Source organism: Bradyrhizobium canariense, from assembly GCF_018130465.1.
GTDB classification, from domain to species: domain Bacteria; phylum Pseudomonadota; class Alphaproteobacteria; order Rhizobiales; family Xanthobacteraceae; genus Bradyrhizobium; species Bradyrhizobium canariense_C.
In genome coordinates this window covers 34,804-52,469 of record NZ_JAFCKJ010000014.1, presented here as the reverse complement: position 1 = coordinate 52,469, position 17,666 = coordinate 34,804, and the positions used below count along the sequence as shown (strand labels likewise).

The 17,666-nt window shown below is 65.7% G+C and carries 17 protein-coding genes; 6 read left to right on the top strand and 11 right to left on the bottom strand.

All coding sequences use genetic code 11. The features are described 5' to 3' along the window. Positions 1–221 precede the first annotated feature (221 nt). On the top strand, positions 222–1,049 hold the full coding sequence (locus JQ591_RS28670) for an outer membrane protein (RefSeq protein ID WP_211399362.1): 828 nt from the start codon (positions 222–224) through the stop codon (positions 1,047–1,049). Between the two features lie 73 nt (positions 1,050–1,122). On the opposite strand, the gene JQ591_RS28665 is transcribed toward JQ591_RS28670, so the two are convergent. Further along, entirely contained in the window at positions 1,123–2,178 is a 1,056-nt protein-coding gene (locus tag JQ591_RS28665) for a serine hydrolase (RefSeq protein ID WP_211399481.1), read from the bottom strand. 281 nt (positions 2,179–2,459) lie between these two features. Here JQ591_RS28665 and JQ591_RS28660 point away from each other — a divergent pair, with 281 nt between their 5' ends. Next, positions 2,460–2,879: an ArsR/SmtB family transcription factor gene (locus JQ591_RS28660; protein ID WP_211399361.1), complete on the top strand. Its 420-nt coding sequence runs from the start codon at positions 2,460–2,462 to the stop codon at positions 2,877–2,879. Then, on the top strand, positions 2,879–3,370 hold the full coding sequence (locus JQ591_RS28655; RefSeq protein WP_211399360.1) for an SRPBCC family protein: 492 nt from the start codon (positions 2,879–2,881) through the stop codon (positions 3,368–3,370). The genes JQ591_RS28660 and JQ591_RS28655 overlap by 1 nt, the downstream gene beginning before the upstream one ends. 127 nt (positions 3,371–3,497) lie before the next feature. On the opposite strand, the gene JQ591_RS28650 is transcribed toward JQ591_RS28655, so the two are convergent. The 3 genes from JQ591_RS28650 to JQ591_RS28640 are packed head-to-tail and all read right to left on the bottom strand — an operon-like array spanning position 3,498 to position 6,627. Further along, on the bottom strand, positions 3,498–4,718 hold the full coding sequence (locus JQ591_RS28650) for an ABC transporter substrate-binding protein (RefSeq protein ID WP_211399359.1): 1,221 nt from the start codon (positions 4,716–4,718) through the stop codon (positions 3,498–3,500). Positions 4,719–4,740: 22 nt separating this feature from the next. After that, a complete protein-coding gene (locus JQ591_RS28645; RefSeq protein WP_211399358.1) occupies positions 4,741–5,715 on the bottom strand; it encodes a Bug family tripartite tricarboxylate transporter substrate binding protein in 975 nt (324 codons plus the stop codon). Between the two features lie 33 nt (positions 5,716–5,748). Continuing rightward, on the bottom strand, positions 5,749–6,627 hold the full coding sequence (locus JQ591_RS28640) for an IclR family transcriptional regulator (RefSeq protein ID WP_211399357.1): 879 nt from the start codon (positions 6,625–6,627) through the stop codon (positions 5,749–5,751). Positions 6,628–6,837: 210 nt separating this feature from the next. On the opposite strand from JQ591_RS28640, the gene JQ591_RS28635 reads away from it, so the two are divergent. Next, positions 6,838–7,680 (top strand): hypothetical protein, encoded by an 843-nt coding sequence (locus tag JQ591_RS28635; RefSeq protein ID WP_211399356.1) that lies wholly within the window; start codon positions 6,838–6,840, stop codon positions 7,678–7,680. Positions 7,681–7,745: 65 nt separating this feature from the next. Here the strand turns inward: JQ591_RS28635 and JQ591_RS28630 are convergent, their stop codons facing one another. The 4 genes from JQ591_RS28630 to JQ591_RS28615 all read right to left on the bottom strand — a co-directional run bounded on the left by JQ591_RS28630 (position 7,746) and on the right by JQ591_RS28615 (position 12,255). Beyond that, a complete protein-coding gene (locus tag JQ591_RS28630; RefSeq protein ID WP_211399355.1) occupies positions 7,746–8,957 on the bottom strand; it encodes an ABC transporter substrate-binding protein in 1,212 nt (403 codons plus the stop codon). A 46-nt stretch (positions 8,958–9,003) separates the two neighbouring features. Beyond that, positions 9,004–9,855, bottom strand: a complete 852-nt coding sequence (locus JQ591_RS28625) for a fumarylacetoacetate hydrolase family protein (RefSeq protein ID WP_211399354.1) — start codon at positions 9,853–9,855, stop codon at positions 9,004–9,006. A 23-nt stretch (positions 9,856–9,878) separates the two neighbouring features. Then, positions 9,879–11,387 (bottom strand): bifunctional 3-(3-hydroxy-phenyl)propionate/3-hydroxycinnamic acid hydroxylase, encoded by a 1,509-nt coding sequence (locus JQ591_RS28620; RefSeq protein WP_211399353.1) that lies wholly within the window; start codon positions 11,385–11,387, stop codon positions 9,879–9,881. 76 nt (positions 11,388–11,463) lie between these two features. Beyond that, the gene (locus JQ591_RS28615; RefSeq protein ID WP_211399352.1) at positions 11,464–12,255 is read right to left on the bottom strand and encodes a DNA-binding transcriptional regulator; all 792 of its coding nucleotides are present in this window, start codon (positions 12,253–12,255) and stop codon (positions 11,464–11,466) included. Between the two features lie 146 nt (positions 12,256–12,401). On the opposite strand from JQ591_RS28615, the gene JQ591_RS28610 reads away from it, so the two are divergent. Then, on the top strand, positions 12,402–13,385 hold the full coding sequence (locus JQ591_RS28610; protein WP_211399351.1) for a VOC family protein: 984 nt from the start codon (positions 12,402–12,404) through the stop codon (positions 13,383–13,385). 16 nt (positions 13,386–13,401) lie between these two features. Here the strand turns inward: JQ591_RS28610 and JQ591_RS28605 are convergent, their stop codons facing one another. Then, positions 13,402–14,064 carry a response regulator gene (locus JQ591_RS28605; protein WP_211399350.1) on the bottom strand — a complete coding sequence of 221 codons (663 nt, stop codon included), beginning with the start codon at positions 14,062–14,064 and terminating at the stop codon, positions 13,402–13,404. Beyond that, positions 14,061–15,446 carry a sensor histidine kinase gene (locus JQ591_RS28600; RefSeq protein ID WP_211399349.1) on the bottom strand — a complete coding sequence of 462 codons (1,386 nt, stop codon included), beginning with the start codon at positions 15,444–15,446 and terminating at the stop codon, positions 14,061–14,063. Before JQ591_RS28600 ends, JQ591_RS28605 begins: the two co-directional genes overlap by 4 nt. A gap of 191 nt (positions 15,447–15,637) precedes the next feature. On the opposite strand from JQ591_RS28600, the gene JQ591_RS28595 reads away from it, so the two are divergent. Beyond that, positions 15,638–16,513 (top strand): DUF3280 domain-containing protein, encoded by an 876-nt coding sequence (locus JQ591_RS28595; protein ID WP_211399348.1) that lies wholly within the window; start codon positions 15,638–15,640, stop codon positions 16,511–16,513. Between the two features lie 116 nt (positions 16,514–16,629). Here the strand turns inward: JQ591_RS28595 and JQ591_RS28590 are convergent, their stop codons facing one another. Beyond that, a complete protein-coding gene (locus JQ591_RS28590) occupies positions 16,630–17,661 on the bottom strand; it encodes an L-idonate 5-dehydrogenase (protein WP_211399347.1) in 1,032 nt (343 codons plus the stop codon). Positions 17,662–17,666 lie beyond the last annotated feature (5 nt).

The window sequence follows — 17,666 nt, the reverse complement described above, 5'->3', positions numbered from 1 at the left end:
GCTTGCGTGGCCCGCCGTGGATGAAGGATGACGCGTGGCTGCCGGGCCACACTCGTCATCCGTTCGCACGACACAGGGCCCACACTACGTCACGGTCCCTATGAACTTCGCCGCAGCCCAAGACGACATGGGGCCGGCGGCCTATGCCCGATCTGCGCCGGACGCCTTCCGCCCGCGCGCATTCGAAACGCGAGATCCATCGCGTGGGCAAGGAGACTGGAATGAAGAAGTTTTTGCTGGCGGTTGCCGCGGTCGTTTTGGGCTCCGCATCCGTGCAGGCGGCCGACCTCGCGGCGCACTACACCAAGGCGCCGATGATGGCGACGGCCTACAACTGGACCGGCTTCTACGTCGGCGGCAATGTCGGCGGGCAGTGGGGCAGTGCCGATCCGAGCACATCGACCGTGTTTGCTCCGGCCGGCTATTTCGCCGCCAGCAGCGTTCCCGCCATCAACACGGTCGGCGCCCAAGGCGTCAACAGCTCCAGCGTGACCGGGGGCTTCTCGGCCGGCTATAACTGGCAACTCAACAACGCCGTGCTCGGCCTCGAAGGCGATATCAACTATTTCGGCTTCAAGGGCAGTGCGTCCGGATCGGCGCTCTATCCCTGCTGCGCCCCGACCGGCTTCACCGTGTCCTCGCAGGTCTCGGCCGACTGGCTCGCCACGATCCGCGGCCGCATCGGCTTCCTCGCGGCTCCGACCTGGTTGCTCTACGCCACGGGCGGTGCGGCGATCGCCGAGGTGAAGGGCAATTTCAACTTCACCGACACCTTCTCGGCGGCAACGGAATCGGCGGCGATCCGCGACACGCGCCTCGGCTGGACCGCAGGTGTGGGTACCGAATATGCCGTCGGCGGCGGCTGGTCGCTCAAGGCCGAATACCTCTATGTCGATCTTGGCCGAAGCACGGTGACCAGCACCAATCTGGTCAGCGGCGCAACGCAATATCCGAGCAACGTCTACACCCACTCGATCGATCTCAAATCGAACATCGTGCGTGTCGGCGTGAACTACAAGTTCGGCGGACCGGTCGTCGCCAGATACTGAGCACCCCGTTCCGACCCTGGCGTGGAAAGCCCCGGCTCGGCCGGGGCTTTCTGTTTTTCGCGGGGCGCGCGGTTCAGTGCGTAGCCACGAGGCGCGCCAGCGCCGGCAGGATCCTGTAGCGCGCGATCTCGTGGGGATATTCGCCCCGATTGGCGAGCAGGACGATCCCGATCCGCTGCGCCGGCACGAGGCCGATATATCCGGAGGCGTTGTTGAGCCCGCCCGGCTTGTCGACGACGGTGACGCCCGGAAGACGCACCGTCTCCCAGGCCAATCCCTGTCCAAACTTCTCGTCGACGCGGAAGATCTCGTGCTGTGTCATCCGCAATGCCTCACGCAAGTGAGGGTCGGTCGACCGCCCGTCGACGCAGGCAGCGACGAAGCTCGCAAGATCCCGCGGCGAAGAAAACATCTGGCCCGTGCCGGGAAAATCAAAATAGCTCTGCTGGTTGCCGATGGGGCCGATCGCCATGCCCTGATCCGAATAGCCCTGGACCGCGCGCTGCATCCAGGCCTCGTCCATGACGGCGCGGCTGTCCTCGCCGCGTTCGGGCAGGGAGGTCGCATTCATGCCGATCGGCTTGAGGATGCGTTGTTCGAACAGGGTTGCGATCGGAGCGCCGTAACAGCGCTCGAGCACGAGCTGAAGCAACACGTAGCCGGCATGGCTGTAGACGCGCTGCCTGCCGGGCACTTCGCCGGCTTGCGGTCGCCAGCTGTTGAGCATGTCGATGAACTGCGCGCGGGAAAAAGTTTCGCTCGGCCAGGGCGGATGGTCGGTTGGCAGCAGCATGCCTGAGGTGTGCGTGACGAGCTCGCCGACGGTGACGCGGCGGACATAGTCGCCGGTGAGTTCGGGGAGATATTTCGCCAGACGATCGCCGAGCCGCAGCTCGCCGCGGAGGTTGCCGAGCGCGACCAGCGTCGCCTCGAACGGCTTACGCAGCGAGCCGAGGTTGAACAGCGTGTCCGGCGTGACCGGCCTTCGCGTGGCGTCGTCGGCAAAACCGTAGTTGAAGAACTCGACATGGCTGCCGGCATAAAGTGCAACGGCGAGACCGCCCGGCTGGTCCGGCGTGACGGTCGGCGCCAGCTCGTTCGCGACGACGTCGCGCATCTGCGCGATCATGTCGGAATCCGCGGCGGCGCCGCGCGGCCAGGCAAGCGCGAGGGGAAGGAGCGCCGCCCGGGCGAACGCCCGCCGGTCGAGGTGCGATGAGGTGACAACAGACGGCACGGCTCTGACGCATGATGCGGTGCGCCCCCACGTCTCTTTTAGCGGGAAGGGCCGTGCCTCCCAATTCACGATTGCGCGTGGTGGGTTCCGCCCGTGGAGCCCGCGGCAAAAATACTTAGCTTGTGAGCTAACAATTGTTGACGACGAATGGCGGCGGCCTTATAGTTAGCTCCATGGCTAACCAATTATCCCGGCTCGATCAGGTTTTCGCGGCCCTTGCCGATCCCACCCGGCGGGCGATCGTGATGCGGCTCTGCGCCGGCGAGGCGTCGGTCGGCGAGCTTGCCGATCCCTTCGAGATGGCGCTGCCGAGCTTCATGAAACACATCCACGTGCTGGAGACGAGCGGGCTCGTCCTGTCGGAGAAATCCGGCCGGGTGCGCACCTGCCGCCTCAGTCCCGACGCACTCCTCAGTGCGGAGGACTGGTTCCAGCACCAGCGTGCGATCTGGGAGGCGCGGCTCGATCGCTTCGAATCCTATGTGATGAAGCTGAAGAAGGAGAGGGCGGCTGCCAAACGGCCGTCCAAGACGGTCAACAAGACGGTCAACAAGACAACCAGCAAGACAACCAGACGGAAAGGTTCCGAGTGATGACGAATTCTGCCAATCCCGCCCTGTCGCAATGGTCGCTCGACCGCGAGATCGTGATGTCGCGCGTGATCGACGCGCCGCGCGATCTGGTGTTCGAAGCGTGGTCCGACCCGAAGCATCTGCCGCAATGGTTCGGGCCGAAAGGCTTCAAGGTCGAGACCTTCGAGATCGACGTGCGCGTCGGCGGCGTCTGGCGCTTCAACATGACCGGCCCGGACGGCACCGTCTACCCGAACCGCATGCGCTTCCGCCGCATCGAGCGGCCGTCGCTGATGGAGATGGACCACGGCGCCGACCAGGACGAGGATCCCGGGCTGTTCCGTTTCACCATCACCTTTGCCGAGCAGAGCAACGGCAAGACGGTTCTGATGATGCGGCAGCTGGCGTCGAGCACGGCGCAGCGCGACGGCATGATCAGCTTCGGTGCGGTCGAATACGGCTACCAGACGCTGGACAAGCTCGCGGCGTATGTGAGTGGGATGAAGAGGTAGGGCGAGCAGCCACTTCCTCCGTCATGCCGAGGCGGCCGCGGAGCGGCCGCCTCGAAGCACGAGGGCAACCGGTGAGGCCTTCGTCCTTCAAGGGGCGCGTTGCACGCCTCTCAGGATGAGGGGCACTTCATTCCTTCGCCTCGTCCGTGACGATGTCGCCGAGTTTCTGCCAGCGCTGGCCGTCGAATTTCACCATCTGGAACTGCTTGTTGACGCGGTAGTCGGTCGGCGTCGTCGTCACCGAGATGCCCGGCAGCGTCAGGTCGAGTTCGATGTTGGTCAGGCTGGCGGCCTGGCGCATCACGTTCTCGCGCGTGAGATCGTCGCCGCATTGCTTCAGCACCTGCACCAGCAGCTGCGCGGTGATATAGCCGTAGACGTTCAGGTTCGAATCCCTGTCGCCCTCCGGGTAGTACTTGGCCATGAAGGCGAGATATCGCTTCATGCCGGGGTCGTCCTTCCACTCGGGGTCGGCTGAATCCTTGACATAGCCGACGCTGACGACGCCCTTGGCGTTGTCGAGCCCGGCGGGTTTCAGCACCGCGCTGACCGAGGAGGCGTTGATGTCGATGATGTGCAGCGGCTTCCAGCCGATCTCGGCGACCTTCTTGATCGCCTGCGCAGCCTGTTTCGGCGTCGTGGCGCTGAACAGCACGTCGGCACCTGCATCCTTCAACCGCAGGATCTGCGAGTCGATGGTCGGCTCGGTGATCTCGTAGGACGTCTCGGCGACGATCATCTTCGCCTTGTCACCGAGACCTGCCTTGAGGCCGGCGAGGTAATCCTTGCCGAGATCGTCGTTCTGATAGAGCACGCCGATCCTGGCGTTCGGATAGTTCTTCAGAAGATATTGAGCGTAGATCCGGCCCTCGACGAGGTAGGAGGGGTTGAAGCCCATGGTCCAAGGGAAATTCTTCGGATCGGTGAAACGCGCCGCGCCCGTTGCCGCGAACAGCTGCGGGACCTTCTTGGCGTTGAGATATTTTTGCACGGCGACATTCGGCGCCGTGCCGATGATCTGGAAGGTCAGCAGCACCTCGTCGCTTTCGACCAGTCTGCGGGTCTGCTCCACCGTCTTCGGCGGGGAGTAGGCGTCGTCATACTGGATCAGCTCGACCTTGCGGCCGGACACGCCGCCCTGGTCGTTGATCATCTTCATGTAGGCGGCCTGGGTCTTGCCGATCACGGCATAGGCCGAGGCCGGACCGCTGAGCGGAACGGTCTGGCCGACCTTGATCCCGATGTCGGAGGCGCCGGGATCGTATTTCTTCTGCGCCTGTGCCGCCGGGATCGACAGCGCGAGAACGATCGCGGGTGCCGCGACGCGTTTGAGAATTATGTTTTTCATTTCCATTCCCTGTTCGTGACCGTCACTCGCCCTTGAGACCGGCCTCCCGGATCAGCGTGGTCCACTTTTTTGTCTCGTTGTCGATGAACTGGCCGAATTCGGCCGCGGTGCCGGCGCGCACTTCGAGGCCCTGGGCGGTCAGCTTGTCCTTGATCGCCGGCTCGGCCAGCGCGCGTAAGACTTCGGCCTGCAGCTTGTCGATGATGGCGCGCGGCGTCGTCGAAGGCACCATGAAGCCGTACCAGCCCGCGGCGGCCACGTTGGGAAAACCCTGCTCGCGCAGGGTTGGCGCTTGCGGATAGAGCGCGCTGCGTTCGGCCGAGGCGACGCCGAGCACAATGAACTTGCCGCTCTGGATGTAGGGCAGTGCGGTCGGCAGCGCCGTCAGCGTGGCATCGACGCGGCCCGCGAGCAGCTCGGTGTAGGACGCCGCATCGCCACGGAAGGGAATGTTGAGCCCCTTGACGCCGGCATCCCTGAACAGGAGTTCGCCGGCAAGATGCGGCTGCGAACCGGCGCCGGGGGAGGCGAAGGTCAGGCCATCCGGCTTCGATTTGCCGTAGGCGATCAATTCGGGGAGCGTCTTGAACGGCGCATCCGCGCTGATAATCAGGAACAGCGGCGCGATCACCGCCATTGCGACCGGCTGCAGATCCTTGCGGTCGTAGGTCAGCTTGCCGAACAGCGCTTCGGCAGTGGCATAGGGCGCCGCGACATAGAGGAGAGTGTAGCCGTCGCCCGGCGCATGCGCGACGGTGTCGTTGGCGATGCGCGTGCCGGCGCCCGGCTTGTTCTCGACGATGAACTGCTGGTGCAGGTTGCGACCGAACTCTTCGGCCAGCAGCCGCAGCGAGATGTCGTTGGAGCCGCCGGGCCCGTAAGGCGAGATCAGCCGCACCATGCGCGTCGGCCAGGCGTCCTCAGCGCGTGCGGAGAATGGAAGTCCGGATAGCGAAAGGGCGAGGGTGCCCAAAAATGTTCGCCGTGTGACGGTCATGATGGCCTCCCGGTGGAGCGCCAATTGTCGTTTTCATCGTCTGGCGCTCTTCTTGTTTTGCTTTTGTGTCTCGATCGGCCCCGCCGCGCCGACGATGGCGCAGATGCTGTCGGCAAGGGCGGCAATGCGCGGGCCGATCTCGCCCTCCAGCTGGCCGGGCTGGAGCCGGAACGCGGGAATGCCGCAATTGATCGAAAAGGCCTGCTTCGCCTCACGCGCATGAAACAGCGGCGCGGCGACGGCATGGATCGAGGCGATATACTCGCCGAAGCAAGTGCAGAAGCCGCGGCTGGCGCATTGGGCGAGGCCGGCGCGGTATCGTTCGCGGAAGGCTGACCACAGCTCGGTGTCTTCGCTCGCGATGCGCTCTTCGAGCAGCGCGGCATCGGCCTGCGGCAAGGTCGCCGCCGCGGCGCGGCCCATCGCCGTCATCACCACCGAAATGGGCATGCCGATATCGGGAACGTGCGGGCCGACGTCGCCGGAGCGCGCGGTCTCGACATAGATCATGGAGGTCGCATCGAGCAGGCCGATCGAGACCGTGCCGCGCACGCTTTGCGCCAGCTCCTGCATCATGGGACGCGCGACCTGGCGGAACTGCATGTCGGCGAGCAGCGGATGCGCCATGCGAAGTGCGCGCGCGCCGACGCGATATTTGGCGCGTTCGGCGTCGTAGCGGAGGTAGCCGAGCTCGGCGAGCGTATGCGTCAGCCGCGCCACCGTCGGGCGCGGAATCCCGGTCAGCATCGACAGCTCCATGTTGCCGAGCTGCGTCGCCCCCGCCTTGAACGCTTCGAGCACCACGAGACCTTTGGCCAGCGTCGTCGCGAACGCGGCGTCGTCGGCGCTGTCCGCCAGCACGGCGGCGGCGGACGAGGAGGCGTGGATCGGTTTGGAGGCGGTTCTGGCCATGCAGAATTAATGAACCCGGTCAGGGCCGTTGTCCAATAGATTCACAAAATGTGGTTCTGTGTCCACTATTCGGACACGCAGCGGCTGCGCCGGCTAAGACGAAATGTGCGCGAAGAGCACCACGGCACACAGATTTTTGTCGTGATTCCGTGGCTTGTTGTGACAGGATTATTACGACGAGATGTCATATCGGTTACGGCGGAGCGATTCATGTTGCAGTGGCAGGCGCGGTCAAATCCCCTCGCGTGGTGGTGGGGGTCCCTGACGCTGGTCAGTGCTGCCAACATTCTCGTCTGGTTCATGCTGTACCGCGAGTTCTACCCGACGCCTGCCGGCAGCATCAGTGGCGGCTCCGACATCGGGCTGATGTTGCTGCTCTGCGCCGGCTATGTCTTCGGCTGCGCCTTCCGCTCGTTCCTGCCACGCGCCGACGTGCAGCGCATCTGCCTGTTCGACACCTGGCTCTCCAGCGTCTTCGTCGGCCGCACGGTCGCGACCGTGGCCGAACTGTGCTTCGCCGCGCAATGGGCGGTCATCCTGCATCAACTCGGGATCATGACGGGCGCGGAGACGGTCGTGAACATCGCGTGGGTAATCGTGCCCATCATCATCATCGCGGAGTGCTTCTCCTGGTACGCGGTGGTGACGACCAACTTCCTCTTCAACGCGATCGAGAACTCGCTGTGGGCGGTGACGTTTTTCCTCGCGGGCATCGCGTTGTGCCGGCTGATGCCGGAATTCCAGGGACCGGTGCGTTGGGCGCTGATTGCCGGCATCGTCGGCATCGCCTGCTTCCTGGCCTTCCTCGTCACCGTCGACGTGCCGATGTATCTCAGCCGCTGGCGGGCAGGGCATGAAGAGGGCAACAGATTGCTCGGCTTCCTCGAAGGCCTGCATGACGTCTCGACGCGCTGGGTCGTGACCCACGACATCGCGCACTGGAAGGGCGAGCTGACCTGGATGTTCCTGTATTTCACCGCCGCCGTGTGGTCGAGCCTCGCGCTCTGTGCGCTCTACGCGATGGAAGGCTATCTCACCCGCTATCTGGCTTGACGGTTAGACTCCTATCTGATGCGTTTTCTTGACGCGAACCGGTATCCACTTCGCTTGAAAACGCTCTACTTGACGACCAGGCTGCACTTGCTGCGGTCAAGCGGGCGGAAGGCCTGGTCCGGCGGGATGGTCGCGACCAGCTTGACGAAGTCCCACGGCCCTTTGGATTCCTCCGGCGTCTTGACCTGCACCAGGTAGAGATCGTGCACCATGCGCTGGTCCTCGCGGATGCGCCCATGGGGCGTGTAAGCGTCCGAAACGGGCGTCGCCTTCATCTTGGCCATCACCACCGCGCTGTCGTCTGAGTCGGTATCCTTCACGGCTTGGAGATAGTGGCGCACGGCGGAATAGACCCCGGCCTGGATTTGCGACGGCATCGCTTTGCGGCGAGCGAAGAACGCATCGGAGAATTTCCGAGCTGCCGGCGAGACGTCCTCGAAGAACGAGGTGACGATGAGGTCGCCGCGCGTCGCCTTCAACCCGACGGCTTCGATATCGACGTTCTGGAACGACATCGGCACGATCTTGATGCCCTGGTCGGCAAGGCCGAATTCTTCCGCCTGCTTGATCGCGGTGGCGTTGTCGCCGGCGACGTTGATTGCCAGGATTTTTGCGCCCGAGGACTGCGCCTGAAGCAGGAACGAGCTGTAGTCGGGCGTGCCGAGCTGCGCCTTCACGCTGCCGGCGACCTTGCCGCCGAGCGCAGTGATGCGGGCGCGGGCGGTTGCTTCGATCGAGTGGCCGAAGGCATAGTCGCCGGTGATGAAGAACCACGGCTCCTTGCTGGTCTGCATGATGCCGGAGACCACCGCGGTCGCGGTCGAATAGGCGTCCTGGGTCCACTGCACGCTACTCGCTGCACAGGCTTCATCGGTGAGCTGGTTGGCGCCTGCGCCGGAGACGAGGAAGATTTTTCCGTTGCCGCGCACCAGTTCCTGCACCGCGAGCGCGGCACCGGAGCTGCCGCCGTCCGCGATCGCCTGCACGCCGTCGCTGAACCATTTGCGGGCGAGCGAGGCCGCAAGGTCCGGCTTGTTCTGGTGGTCGGCCTGCAGGATCTCGATCGGCTTGCCGTTGATCTTGCCGCCGAACTCCTCGGCCGCCATCCGCGCCGCCTCGACCGAGCCCGGGCCCATCGCGGTCGCGAATATCCCGTTCATGTCGGTGAGGACGCCGATGCGGACGGCCTCGCCCTTGATCTCGGCACGCGCGGTGGCGCCTGCAAGCGCCAGCGTGATCAGCAGGATGGCGGTCGATGTCGTACGAAGCGTGCTCATGGCGTTTCCCGATCCCGTTATCGTTTTGATTGATTGGTGCTGGCGGTCAGGCCGGTTCGGCGATGACCCTGTTGCGCAAGATTCCGATGCCGGAGATCTCGACCTCGACGGTGTCGCCGGGACGCATCCAAAGTGGTGGCGTGCGCTTGGCGCCGACGCCGCCGGGCGTGCCCGTGACGATGACATCGCCGGGGACGAGCGGGCAGATCGCCGAGACGTAGGCGATCAGCTCGGATATCGCGGTGATCAGGAGATCCGTGGTGGTGTCCTGGACGACGGTGCCGTTCAGGCGCGTCTGCAAGGTCAGCTTCGACGGATCGGGGATCTCGTCCGTCGTCACCAGCCACGGGCCGAAGCTGCCGCTCTCGGCAAAGGTCTTGCCGGAGAGGAACTGGCTCGTGTGCCGCTGCCAGTCGCGGACGCTGCCTTCGTTGTAGCAGGAATAGCCGGCGATGTGGTCGAGCGCGCGGCTCGCGGGGATGTGGCGGCCTGCCTTGCCGATGACGAGCGCGAGTTCGCCTTCGTAGTCGAAATCGTCGCTGACTTTCGGCTTCACGATGGGCTGGAGATGTCCGACCTGGCTGCAGGGAAAACGCACGAACAGCGCTGGCTTCTCGGTAACGGTGCGCCCCGTTTCGGCGACGTGGTCGCGATAGTTGAGGCCGACACAGATGATCTTGCCGGGATCGGGAATGACGGGAGCAAAGGTGATCTTGTCGAGTGGATGATCGGGCGCCGCGGACAGGGCGAGCTTTGCCGCCTCGGCAACGCGATTGGTTTCGAGCAACTGCCGCAACGTGGTGCAGCCTGCCATGCGTGTGCCGAGATCGACGACGCCGTTGTCCCTGACGGCCCCGAACGAGGCACGGCCGTTGGCGATGAAAGAGAGCAGCTTCATGAGATATCCTCGAGAGAAGTCGGTCAGGCCGCGGACGGCACGTGGGTTGGAGGCGTGATGGCGGCAATGAGCCGGTCGAGCTCGGTGTCGTTGCGGGCGGTTCCGCGAACGTAGCGGTCGGGGCGAACGAGTGCTGCGATGATGCCGTGCTCGCGTAGCCATGACCCGACGCCCTCGGCATCGTCGCTGGTCAGGATGTCGATTCCTGCCTGCGACAGGGCGAGACGCGACGAGAGCGTGGCCGCGCTCTCGACGAGGAGCATGTGGCTGTAGCCGATCCGGTCATCGCCGCGGCGGCCGTCTTTCAACTCGAACTGCGGCGCCAGATATCCGGCGAGAGGCAGATCGCCGAGCGCGAGGCCGGGGCCGAGCAGCGGCTTTTTGACCTCCAGCTTGACCGGTGCATTCTCGCGGGCTTCGCCGGCGGCAAGGCCCGCTTCGATCGCCTTGGTGTTGATGACGCCGCCGAGGCGGATAGCGAGCTCGATGAACTCGCGCACGTGCGGCTGGCGCTCGCTCTGGTAAGTGTCGAGCAGACTTGCGTCCGCCCGTCCGTGCAGGACTTCGGCAAGCTTCCAGGCAAGGTTGGCGGCATCCCGGACGCCTGCGCACATGCCCTGGCCGAGGAAGGGCGGGGTCTGATGTGCGGAATCGCCGGCGAGTAGCAGACGGCCGCTCCGCCATTGCTGCGCGATGACGGAATGAAAAGTGTAGACCGCGGCGCGCTCGAGTTCGGCATCGTCGGGCGTGATCCAGCGTGACAGCAACTCCCATACATGGGTCGGCTGCACCACATCATGGGAGTCCTCGTCCGGGAGAACCGTGATCTCCCAGCGCCGTCGCGTGCCTGTGCCGCGAACATAGGTCGCCGGCCGGCGCCGATCGCAATGCTGGATGCTGTAGTCGCCGAGATCGTCGCGGTCGCGCTTGAGCAGCACGTCGATCACGAGCCAGCGCTCATGGAAGCCGAGATCGTCCATGCCGGAGCCGATGAAGCGGCGCACCAGAGATCGGGCACCGTCGCAACCGATGACATAGCCGGCGCGGACTTCGCTCAGCTTCCCCTTGGAAAGATCCTCGTAGCGGACGCGCACGCCGGTTTCGTCCTGATCCAGCGCGAACACATCGCAGCGGCTGCGCAAGGCGACGTGCGGCCAGCGCGCGAGGCCAGCGATCAGCACGTCTTCCAGGTCGGGCTGGTGGAAGCGATAGCTGAGATTCCATCCCATCGGCGTCAATGTCTGCGGCCGCGACCAGTCCAGCAGCATCCGGCCGTCGGCGTCGAGAAAGAGCATGCCGGGGCTGAGGATGACATGCGGCAGGATTGCCTCGGCGAGGCCGATGGTCTGGAACACCCGCATGCATTCGTCGTCGAAATGTACCGCGCGTGGCAGATGATAGGTTCGTGCCTCGCGCTCCAGCACCAGCGTCCGCACGCCGCACAGGCCGAGCAGGTTGGCGAGCGTGGCTCCGACCGGGCCGCGGCCGACGATCACCACGTCAAACTCTTCAGGGGCGGATTTATCTTGCATGGGGTTATCTCTTCCCCAAGCGATGCCACCGCATCAACGCCGTCGCGCCAAGTGTCCGCCCAGCGGACGGCCTCGCCTAGATCTCGAGCGGAATGGCCGACGCCGTCTCCCGAAGTTGCGCCGCAAACTGAGCCACCGCCTCGTCAATCCCCAGCGCCGAGCGGATCCAGATGATCGAGATGCAGCCGAATACGACGCCGTTCCGCACGATCGGGACGGCGATCGAGGCGGTCTTGGGATTGTATTCGCCTTCGCTGCGGATCGCGTAGCCCCGCGCTTGCGTCTCGGCGATCATTCGGTCGAGGCGGCCTTCGTCGAGGAAAGGGCGGTCGTCGGCCTCGTCGATCCGGCGCAAATGATTGACGATCAGCTCGCGCTCGCGCAGGGGGCATGCGGCAAGATAGGCGCGGCCCGCTGAGGTCCGCAGCATCGGCAGGCACTTGCCGATCATGCCGCGGTCGATCGAGAGCGGGCTGCGCGAATGCGTGGTCTCCTGCACCACCATCGCGGCGTTCTCGTAAGTCGAGAGATCGACCGGCCAGACCAGGGTCTTGCTCAACTCGGCGAGGAAAGGTGCCGCCGCCTGGCAGATCACCACGCCGGGATCGTAGCCGTCGCCAAGGCTGAGCGCCCGCCGGGTTACGCGAAAACGGTCATCGCTGGCGCTGCGGGCGACATAGCCCAGTTCCTCCAGCGTCTCGAGCAGGCGGTAGACGGTCGGGCGGGGCAGGTCGAGCGCACGCGCGACGTCTCCCGCGCGAATGCCGCCGGAGCGGTTGACCTCGTGCAGCACGTCCAGCCCACGCTTGAAGGCGCGGACGCCCTCAGACTGCCGCGGCTGAGCGTTCCGCGTCCGCTCCTTGGACACTTCGCATTTCCTCCCTTGTGGCGCACGGCCTCGCGATTATCGTCTTTGCGAACGCGAAGCGATTGCGGGCGCTACCGTAGGATCGCGCGCGGCCGGTATCAAGCTCGCCGCAGTACGGCGGACGCAATGCCCTCGGGAGGACGTCGATGGAGATCACCGCGCTCGGCTATATCGGGATCAACTCGCCAGAGGTCGACCAGTGGAGCCGGATGGCGACCGGCCTGCTCGGCATGCAACAGGTCGACCGCGGCGGCAAGATGCGCGCATTCCGCATGGACGACCGCAAGCAGCGCCTGATCGTCGACGGCAGCAGCGATGCCGGCCTGGCGGTGATGGGATGGGAAGTTCCGTCGACCGCCGAGCTCGATCAGTTGGCCGGGCGGCTGGAAGGCCATGGCGTGAAGGTGACGCGCGGCTCGCGCGCGCTGGCCGACGAGCGGCATGTGGCCGAACTGATCGTGTTCGGTGATCCCGCCGGCAATCGGCTGGAGGCCTTCTGCAAGCCGGAGCTTGCGACCGAGCCTTTCAAGCCGGGACGGCCGATCTCGGGTTTCCGCACCGGTGCGCTCGGCATGGGGCACGTCGTGCTCAATGTCGAGGACGTCGAGCCGCTGGTGCCGTTCTATCGTGACGTGCTCGGCTTCCACGTCTCCGATTTCGGCCTCAAGCCCTACGGACTTTATTTCTTCCACGTCAACGGCCGCCATCACTCCTTTGCTATGGTTGGCTCGGGGCGGAAGGCGCTGCACCATTTCATGGTCGAGCTTGGCAGCCTCGATGATGTCGGGCAGGGCTACGACCTCGCGCAGCTGGACGACGGCCGCGTCGCCTATACGCTCGGACGGCACACCAACGACCACATGACGTCGTTCTACGTGAACACGCCGTCCGGCTTCTTCATCGAATATGGCTGGGGCGGGCGCGTGATCGAGCCTGCGACCTGGCAGCCGCACGAGACCTTTGACGGCCCGTCGCTGTGGGGCCACGAGCGGCTCTACATGCCCGAGGAGCAGCGCAAGCGCCTGCGAGAAATGCGGCTCGACGCAGCGTCGCGTGGTGTTCGCGTGGCCGACCCCCGCGTGCCGCCGCTGAACTGCGCATGGCTGGATTCAGTGGTCGCGCGGGAGTAATCTAGGGCGGATACGATCAGCCCTCGCCGAGATCGACCTCTGTCAATATTCCCTGGCGCAGCGCCAGCCGGACCAGCTCGATGTCGGAGCCGACGCCGAGCTTGTCCTTGATCAGGGAATGCAGGTTCGCCACCGTCTTCGGGCTGACATGGAGCGTCTCGGCGATCTCCTCTGTGGTGTTCTCGGCGAGCAGCAGCCGCATCACCTCGAACTCGCGCGGCGTGAGGACGTCGGCGGCCGAGCTTTCCCCGGCGAGCCGGCTCAGCGCGAGCTCATGGTCGATGTCGGGGCTGATGGCGATCTTGCCGGCGAGCACGTCCATCACGGCGCGCACCAATGTCTCCGGCGGACTGGTCTTGGTGACATAGCCCCTCGCGCCGGCGCGGATCGCCTGCACGGCAAAGCCGGCATTTTCATGCATGGTGAAGACGAGGATCCTCGCGCCCTTGTCCCACTGCCTGATGCGCCTGACGGCCTCGATGCCGCCGATGCCGGGCATACTCAGATCCATGATGACGAGGTCGGGCGCCTCCGATTTGTAGAGACGGTAGGCCTCCGCGCCGTCGGCGGCTTCGGCGATGACGCGAAGTCCCGGCTGCTTCTGGAGCACGGAGCGATAGCCCTCGCGGACGACGGAATGGTCGTCGACCAGCAGAATGGTCGCGTCGGCCGCGCTCATGCGGCGTGCTCCAGCGGCTGCCGATCGGCGGGTCCGAGCGGGATGACCACGCGCAGTGCGGAGCCGCCGTTCGGCGCGGCCTCGAAGCTCAATTGGCCGCGCAGGGCTGCGACGCGCTCGCGCATGCCGAGCAGGCCCATTCCGGATTTCGCGACGGGATCGGTCGCGCGTCCGTCGTCGTCGATCGCAAGCGCGATCTCGCTGGCCCCCATCGTCAATTCCAAGCTGACCCGCGTGGCGACGGCATGCTTGGCGGCGTTGGTGAGCGCCTCCTGCACGATCCGGTAGAGGCTGGCGCTGATCGTGGCCGGCAGGGTCTCGAATGCGCCGTCGAACCGGATCGAGAAGCGCGTCTCGCCGCGGCTGCGCCCGTTCCAGCCCGCGACGAGGCCTTCGAGGCTGGCGACGAGCCCGAGCTCCTCGACATCCGGCGGCCGCAGCCGGAACAGCGTGCCGCGCAACGTCTCCATCATGCCGGTTGCGGTCCGCGCGATGCCGTCGCATTCGCCAAGCAGGGAAGGGCAGTCCTGCGCGGCGGTCTGGCGGGCGGAGGAGGCGAGCGCGCGGATTGCGGCGAGCGACTGGCCGAACTCGTCATGCAGCTCGCGCGCGAGATGGCGGCGCTCCTCGTCCTGGAGCGCGATCAGCTTCCGCGTCAGCTCGCTGCGTTCGGCAAGCGCGGTGTCGAGGCTTTCGGCGAGATGATTGAATCCGTCGCGGATCGCGGAGAGCTCGGCAAGGTCGAACGGCGGCAGCCGCGTGGTGAGGTCGTTGGCGGCAATCCGCTCGAGGCCGGTGCGGATCATGCGGGTGGGGCGCAGCGCCCGTGCAAGCGCGGCGTAGACCAGCGCGCAGAGCAGCGGCAGGGCGATCGCCAGCGCGAGCATCAGGCGGCCGGCCTCGTGCCAGGCCTCCGCCGTCTGCACGGCCGGCTCGACCGAGACCACGGCGTCGCCGAGCTTCGCTCCGCGCACGATCACGGGCCGTGCCGCTTCGCGGCCGGGGTCGAACAAGCTGCGATAGAAGGCCACGAAGGCTTGCGGCGGCGGGCTCGCCGGGGCAGGCGCGCCGCTGCAGAAGCGCTGGAGGATGTCGCCGCTCGTGCCGCGGAACGCCAGGCACAGGCCGGGCGTCATCACATAGGCCGAAACGGGGTCGAGGTTGGGAAAGTCCGAGCGCGGGCTGGCGACCCACTGGATCTTGCCCTGCTGCAGCTCCAGCGTCTTCGCCACGATGGCGGCGATAGCGTCGAGGCGCGCGTGCGCCGCGCGGTCGGCCGTAATCAGGAAATAGGCGGAGATGGCGGCGAAGCAGGCGGCCGATATCGCGGCCACGCGCAACGTCAGACGGACTTTGAGATCGAACCTCGGGCGGTTCCACATCGGCGGGCACCTGGTGCGAACGGGTTTGTCGCGGCCCCATTAGACGGCAGAACGCATCCGGCGCAAAGCCGCCAGGTACTAGTGCGGTGCACCGTCGTGAAATTTTCCCGGCCGTCGCCGGGACCGGCGCCGCTGCATGGCCTGATTCCGCCGTCCAGATTGCGGGTCGCTCCGTCACACGAGGCCCGCTCATGCACCTGCGCCGGTTGATCCTCTCTGCTTGTCTCCTCTTCGTCCTCCCGGCGTCTTATGCGCCGGCCCGCGCCGAGACGTCCATCGGCGTCGCCATGGACGACTTCAGTTATACCGATACGTCGGCTGAGCCGGCCAACCAGACCGCCGCCCACGAGCGACGGCTGTCGGCGTTCATGTCCGCGCTCCGGCAAGACATCGGCGGGGACCGGCGCTACCGGCTCGTGCCCTCGGCCCAGGACGGCGCGGCGTTCAAGGTCATCGGCGGCATCCAGAAGACGAGCACGCTGGTACAATGGGCCAAGGTCGCCGTGATCGATGTCGGCGCCAAAAAGATCGTGATGGACAAGCTCTATACCTTCCGCGGCGACAATGACGAATCATGGCAGCGTGCCGAGATCTTCGTGTCCCGCGAGGTCATGGCCGCGCTCGGCACACCCGCGCCGATTGCGCTGTCGGTGTTCGAATTCGAGCTCGAGGACAACACCGCGGCGCCGGCCACCGGCCTCGCCGCCGCAGATGCATCCTTTCTGGCCGAAGTGACCGGCAGTGTCCGCGACGCCCTTGGCCGATCCGGCCGCTACCGGATCGTCGATGTCGGCAGCGCAAACGAGGAGGCGGTGAAGGCGCGCGCTTTGCGCGACTGCGGCGGCTGCGAGGCGGCGATTGCGCAAGGGCTCGGTGCGGATCAGTCGCTGATCGGGGTGGTGCGGCGGGTCAGCCGCACCGAGTATACGCTCGGCTTCCAGGTGCGCGATGCCAGGACCGGCGCGGTGCTGGCACGCGGTGACAGCGGGCTGCGCCTGGGCGCGGACTATTCGTGGAAACGGGGCGCGGTGCGGCTGGTCAGCGACCGGCTGATCGAGAACCAATAGAGCGTTTTCGAGCGAAGTGGATACCGGTTCGCGTGAAGGAAACGCGTCAAGACAAGAATCTAGAGCTTCGGTTCTGATTCAATCAGAACCGAAAAAGCTCTAGCGGCGCTCATCGCTCAGAACGTCAGCTGCACCTTCATCGACTGCGAGCGGTCGCTGGCGAGCTCGAACGCCGCGACCGCGTTCTCGAACGGCATGGTCGCCGTGATCAGCGGCTTCACGTCGATCAGGCCTTCGCCCATCAGCCGCACCGCGAGCTCGAATTCGGGATCGAAGCGGAAGGTGCCGCGCAGCTGCAATTCCTTGGCGACGATGGAGTTGATCGGCAGCGTCATCTCGCCGCCGAGGCCGAGCTGCACCAGCGTGGCACCGGGCCTGAGCACGTCGAGTGCGGTGCGGAGTGCGGCCTGGTTGCCGGAGGCCTCGAACAGCGTGTCGAACACGCCCTTGCCGGTGCGCCAGGGATCGAGCGCCGTGGCGTCGGCCGCGACATTGATGGCGTGAGTGGCGCCGAGCTTTTTGGCGACCGCAAGCGGCGCCTCCGCGACATCGGTGACCACGATCTCGGCCGCGCCGCCGAAGCGCGAGACCAGAATCATGAGCGCGCCGATCGGGCCGCAGCCGGTGATCAGCACGCGCTTGCCGAGCAGGGGGCCGGCCTGCTTGCCGGCATGCAGGCACACCGCGAGCGGCTCGGCGACCGCGGCTTCCGCCAGCGACAGCTTGTCGGCGATCGGAACGGCTTGCGCCGCATCGACCGTGACGAATTCGCGAAAACCGCCCTGCACATGGGGAAAGCGCATCGCGCTGCCGAGGAAGCGCATGTCGAGGCACTGGTTGCGCATGCCTTCCTGGCAATGCAGGCACTGGCCGCACGGCTTGCTCGGATTGACCGCGATGCGGGTGCCCGGCTTCACATTCGTGACGCCGTCACCGACGGCTGCGACCACGCCGGCGATCTCGTGGCCCAGCGCCATCGGCTGCTGGATGCGCACGACGCCGAAGCCGCCGTGATGATAGTAGTGCAGATCGGACCCGCAGATGCCGCCGTTCGCGATTTTGACGCGAACTTCACCCGGACCGGGCGTTGCATCCGGATAGCTGTCGATCCGCAGATCTTTCGGTGCGTGAATGACGACGGCGCGCATGATTG

Excerpts from the sequence above, each read along its gene's own strand:
- JQ591_RS28670 (WP_211399362.1), top strand. The coding sequence starts at position 222 with ATGAAGAAGTTTTTGCTGGCGGTTGCCGCGGTCGTTTTGGGCTCCGCA.
- JQ591_RS28665 (WP_211399481.1), bottom strand. The coding sequence starts at position 2,178 with ATGATCGCGCAGATGCGCGACGTCGTCGCGAACGAGCTGGCGCCGACC.
- JQ591_RS28660 (WP_211399361.1), top strand. The coding sequence starts at position 2,460 with ATGGCTAACCAATTATCCCGGCTCGATCAGGTTTTCGCGGCCCTTGCC.
- JQ591_RS28655 (WP_211399360.1), top strand. The coding sequence starts at position 2,879 with ATGACGAATTCTGCCAATCCCGCCCTGTCGCAATGGTCGCTCGACCGC.
- JQ591_RS28650 (WP_211399359.1), bottom strand. The coding sequence starts at position 4,718 with ATGAAAAACATAATTCTCAAACGCGTCGCGGCACCCGCGATCGTTCTC.
- JQ591_RS28645 (WP_211399358.1), bottom strand. The coding sequence starts at position 5,715 with ATGACCGTCACACGGCGAACATTTTTGGGCACCCTCGCCCTTTCGCTA.
- JQ591_RS28640 (WP_211399357.1), bottom strand. The coding sequence starts at position 6,627 with ATGGCCAGAACCGCCTCCAAACCGATCCACGCCTCCTCGTCCGCCGCC.
- JQ591_RS28635 (WP_211399356.1), top strand. The coding sequence starts at position 6,838 with ATGTTGCAGTGGCAGGCGCGGTCAAATCCCCTCGCGTGGTGGTGGGGG.
- JQ591_RS28630 (WP_211399355.1), bottom strand. The coding sequence starts at position 8,957 with ATGAGCACGCTTCGTACGACATCGACCGCCATCCTGCTGATCACGCTG.
- JQ591_RS28625 (WP_211399354.1), bottom strand. The coding sequence starts at position 9,855 with ATGAAGCTGCTCTCTTTCATCGCCAACGGCCGTGCCTCGTTCGGGGCC.
- JQ591_RS28620 (WP_211399353.1), bottom strand. The coding sequence starts at position 11,387 with ATGCAAGATAAATCCGCCCCTGAAGAGTTTGACGTGGTGATCGTCGGC.
- JQ591_RS28610 (WP_211399351.1), top strand. The coding sequence starts at position 12,402 with ATGGAGATCACCGCGCTCGGCTATATCGGGATCAACTCGCCAGAGGTC.
- JQ591_RS28605 (WP_211399350.1), bottom strand. The coding sequence starts at position 14,064 with ATGAGCGCGGCCGACGCGACCATTCTGCTGGTCGACGACCATTCCGTC.
- JQ591_RS28600 (WP_211399349.1), bottom strand. The coding sequence starts at position 15,446 with ATGTGGAACCGCCCGAGGTTCGATCTCAAAGTCCGTCTGACGTTGCGC.
- JQ591_RS28595 (WP_211399348.1), top strand. The coding sequence starts at position 15,638 with ATGCACCTGCGCCGGTTGATCCTCTCTGCTTGTCTCCTCTTCGTCCTC.
- JQ591_RS28590 (WP_211399347.1), bottom strand. The coding sequence starts at position 17,661 with ATGCGCGCCGTCGTCATTCACGCACCGAAAGATCTGCGGATCGACAGC.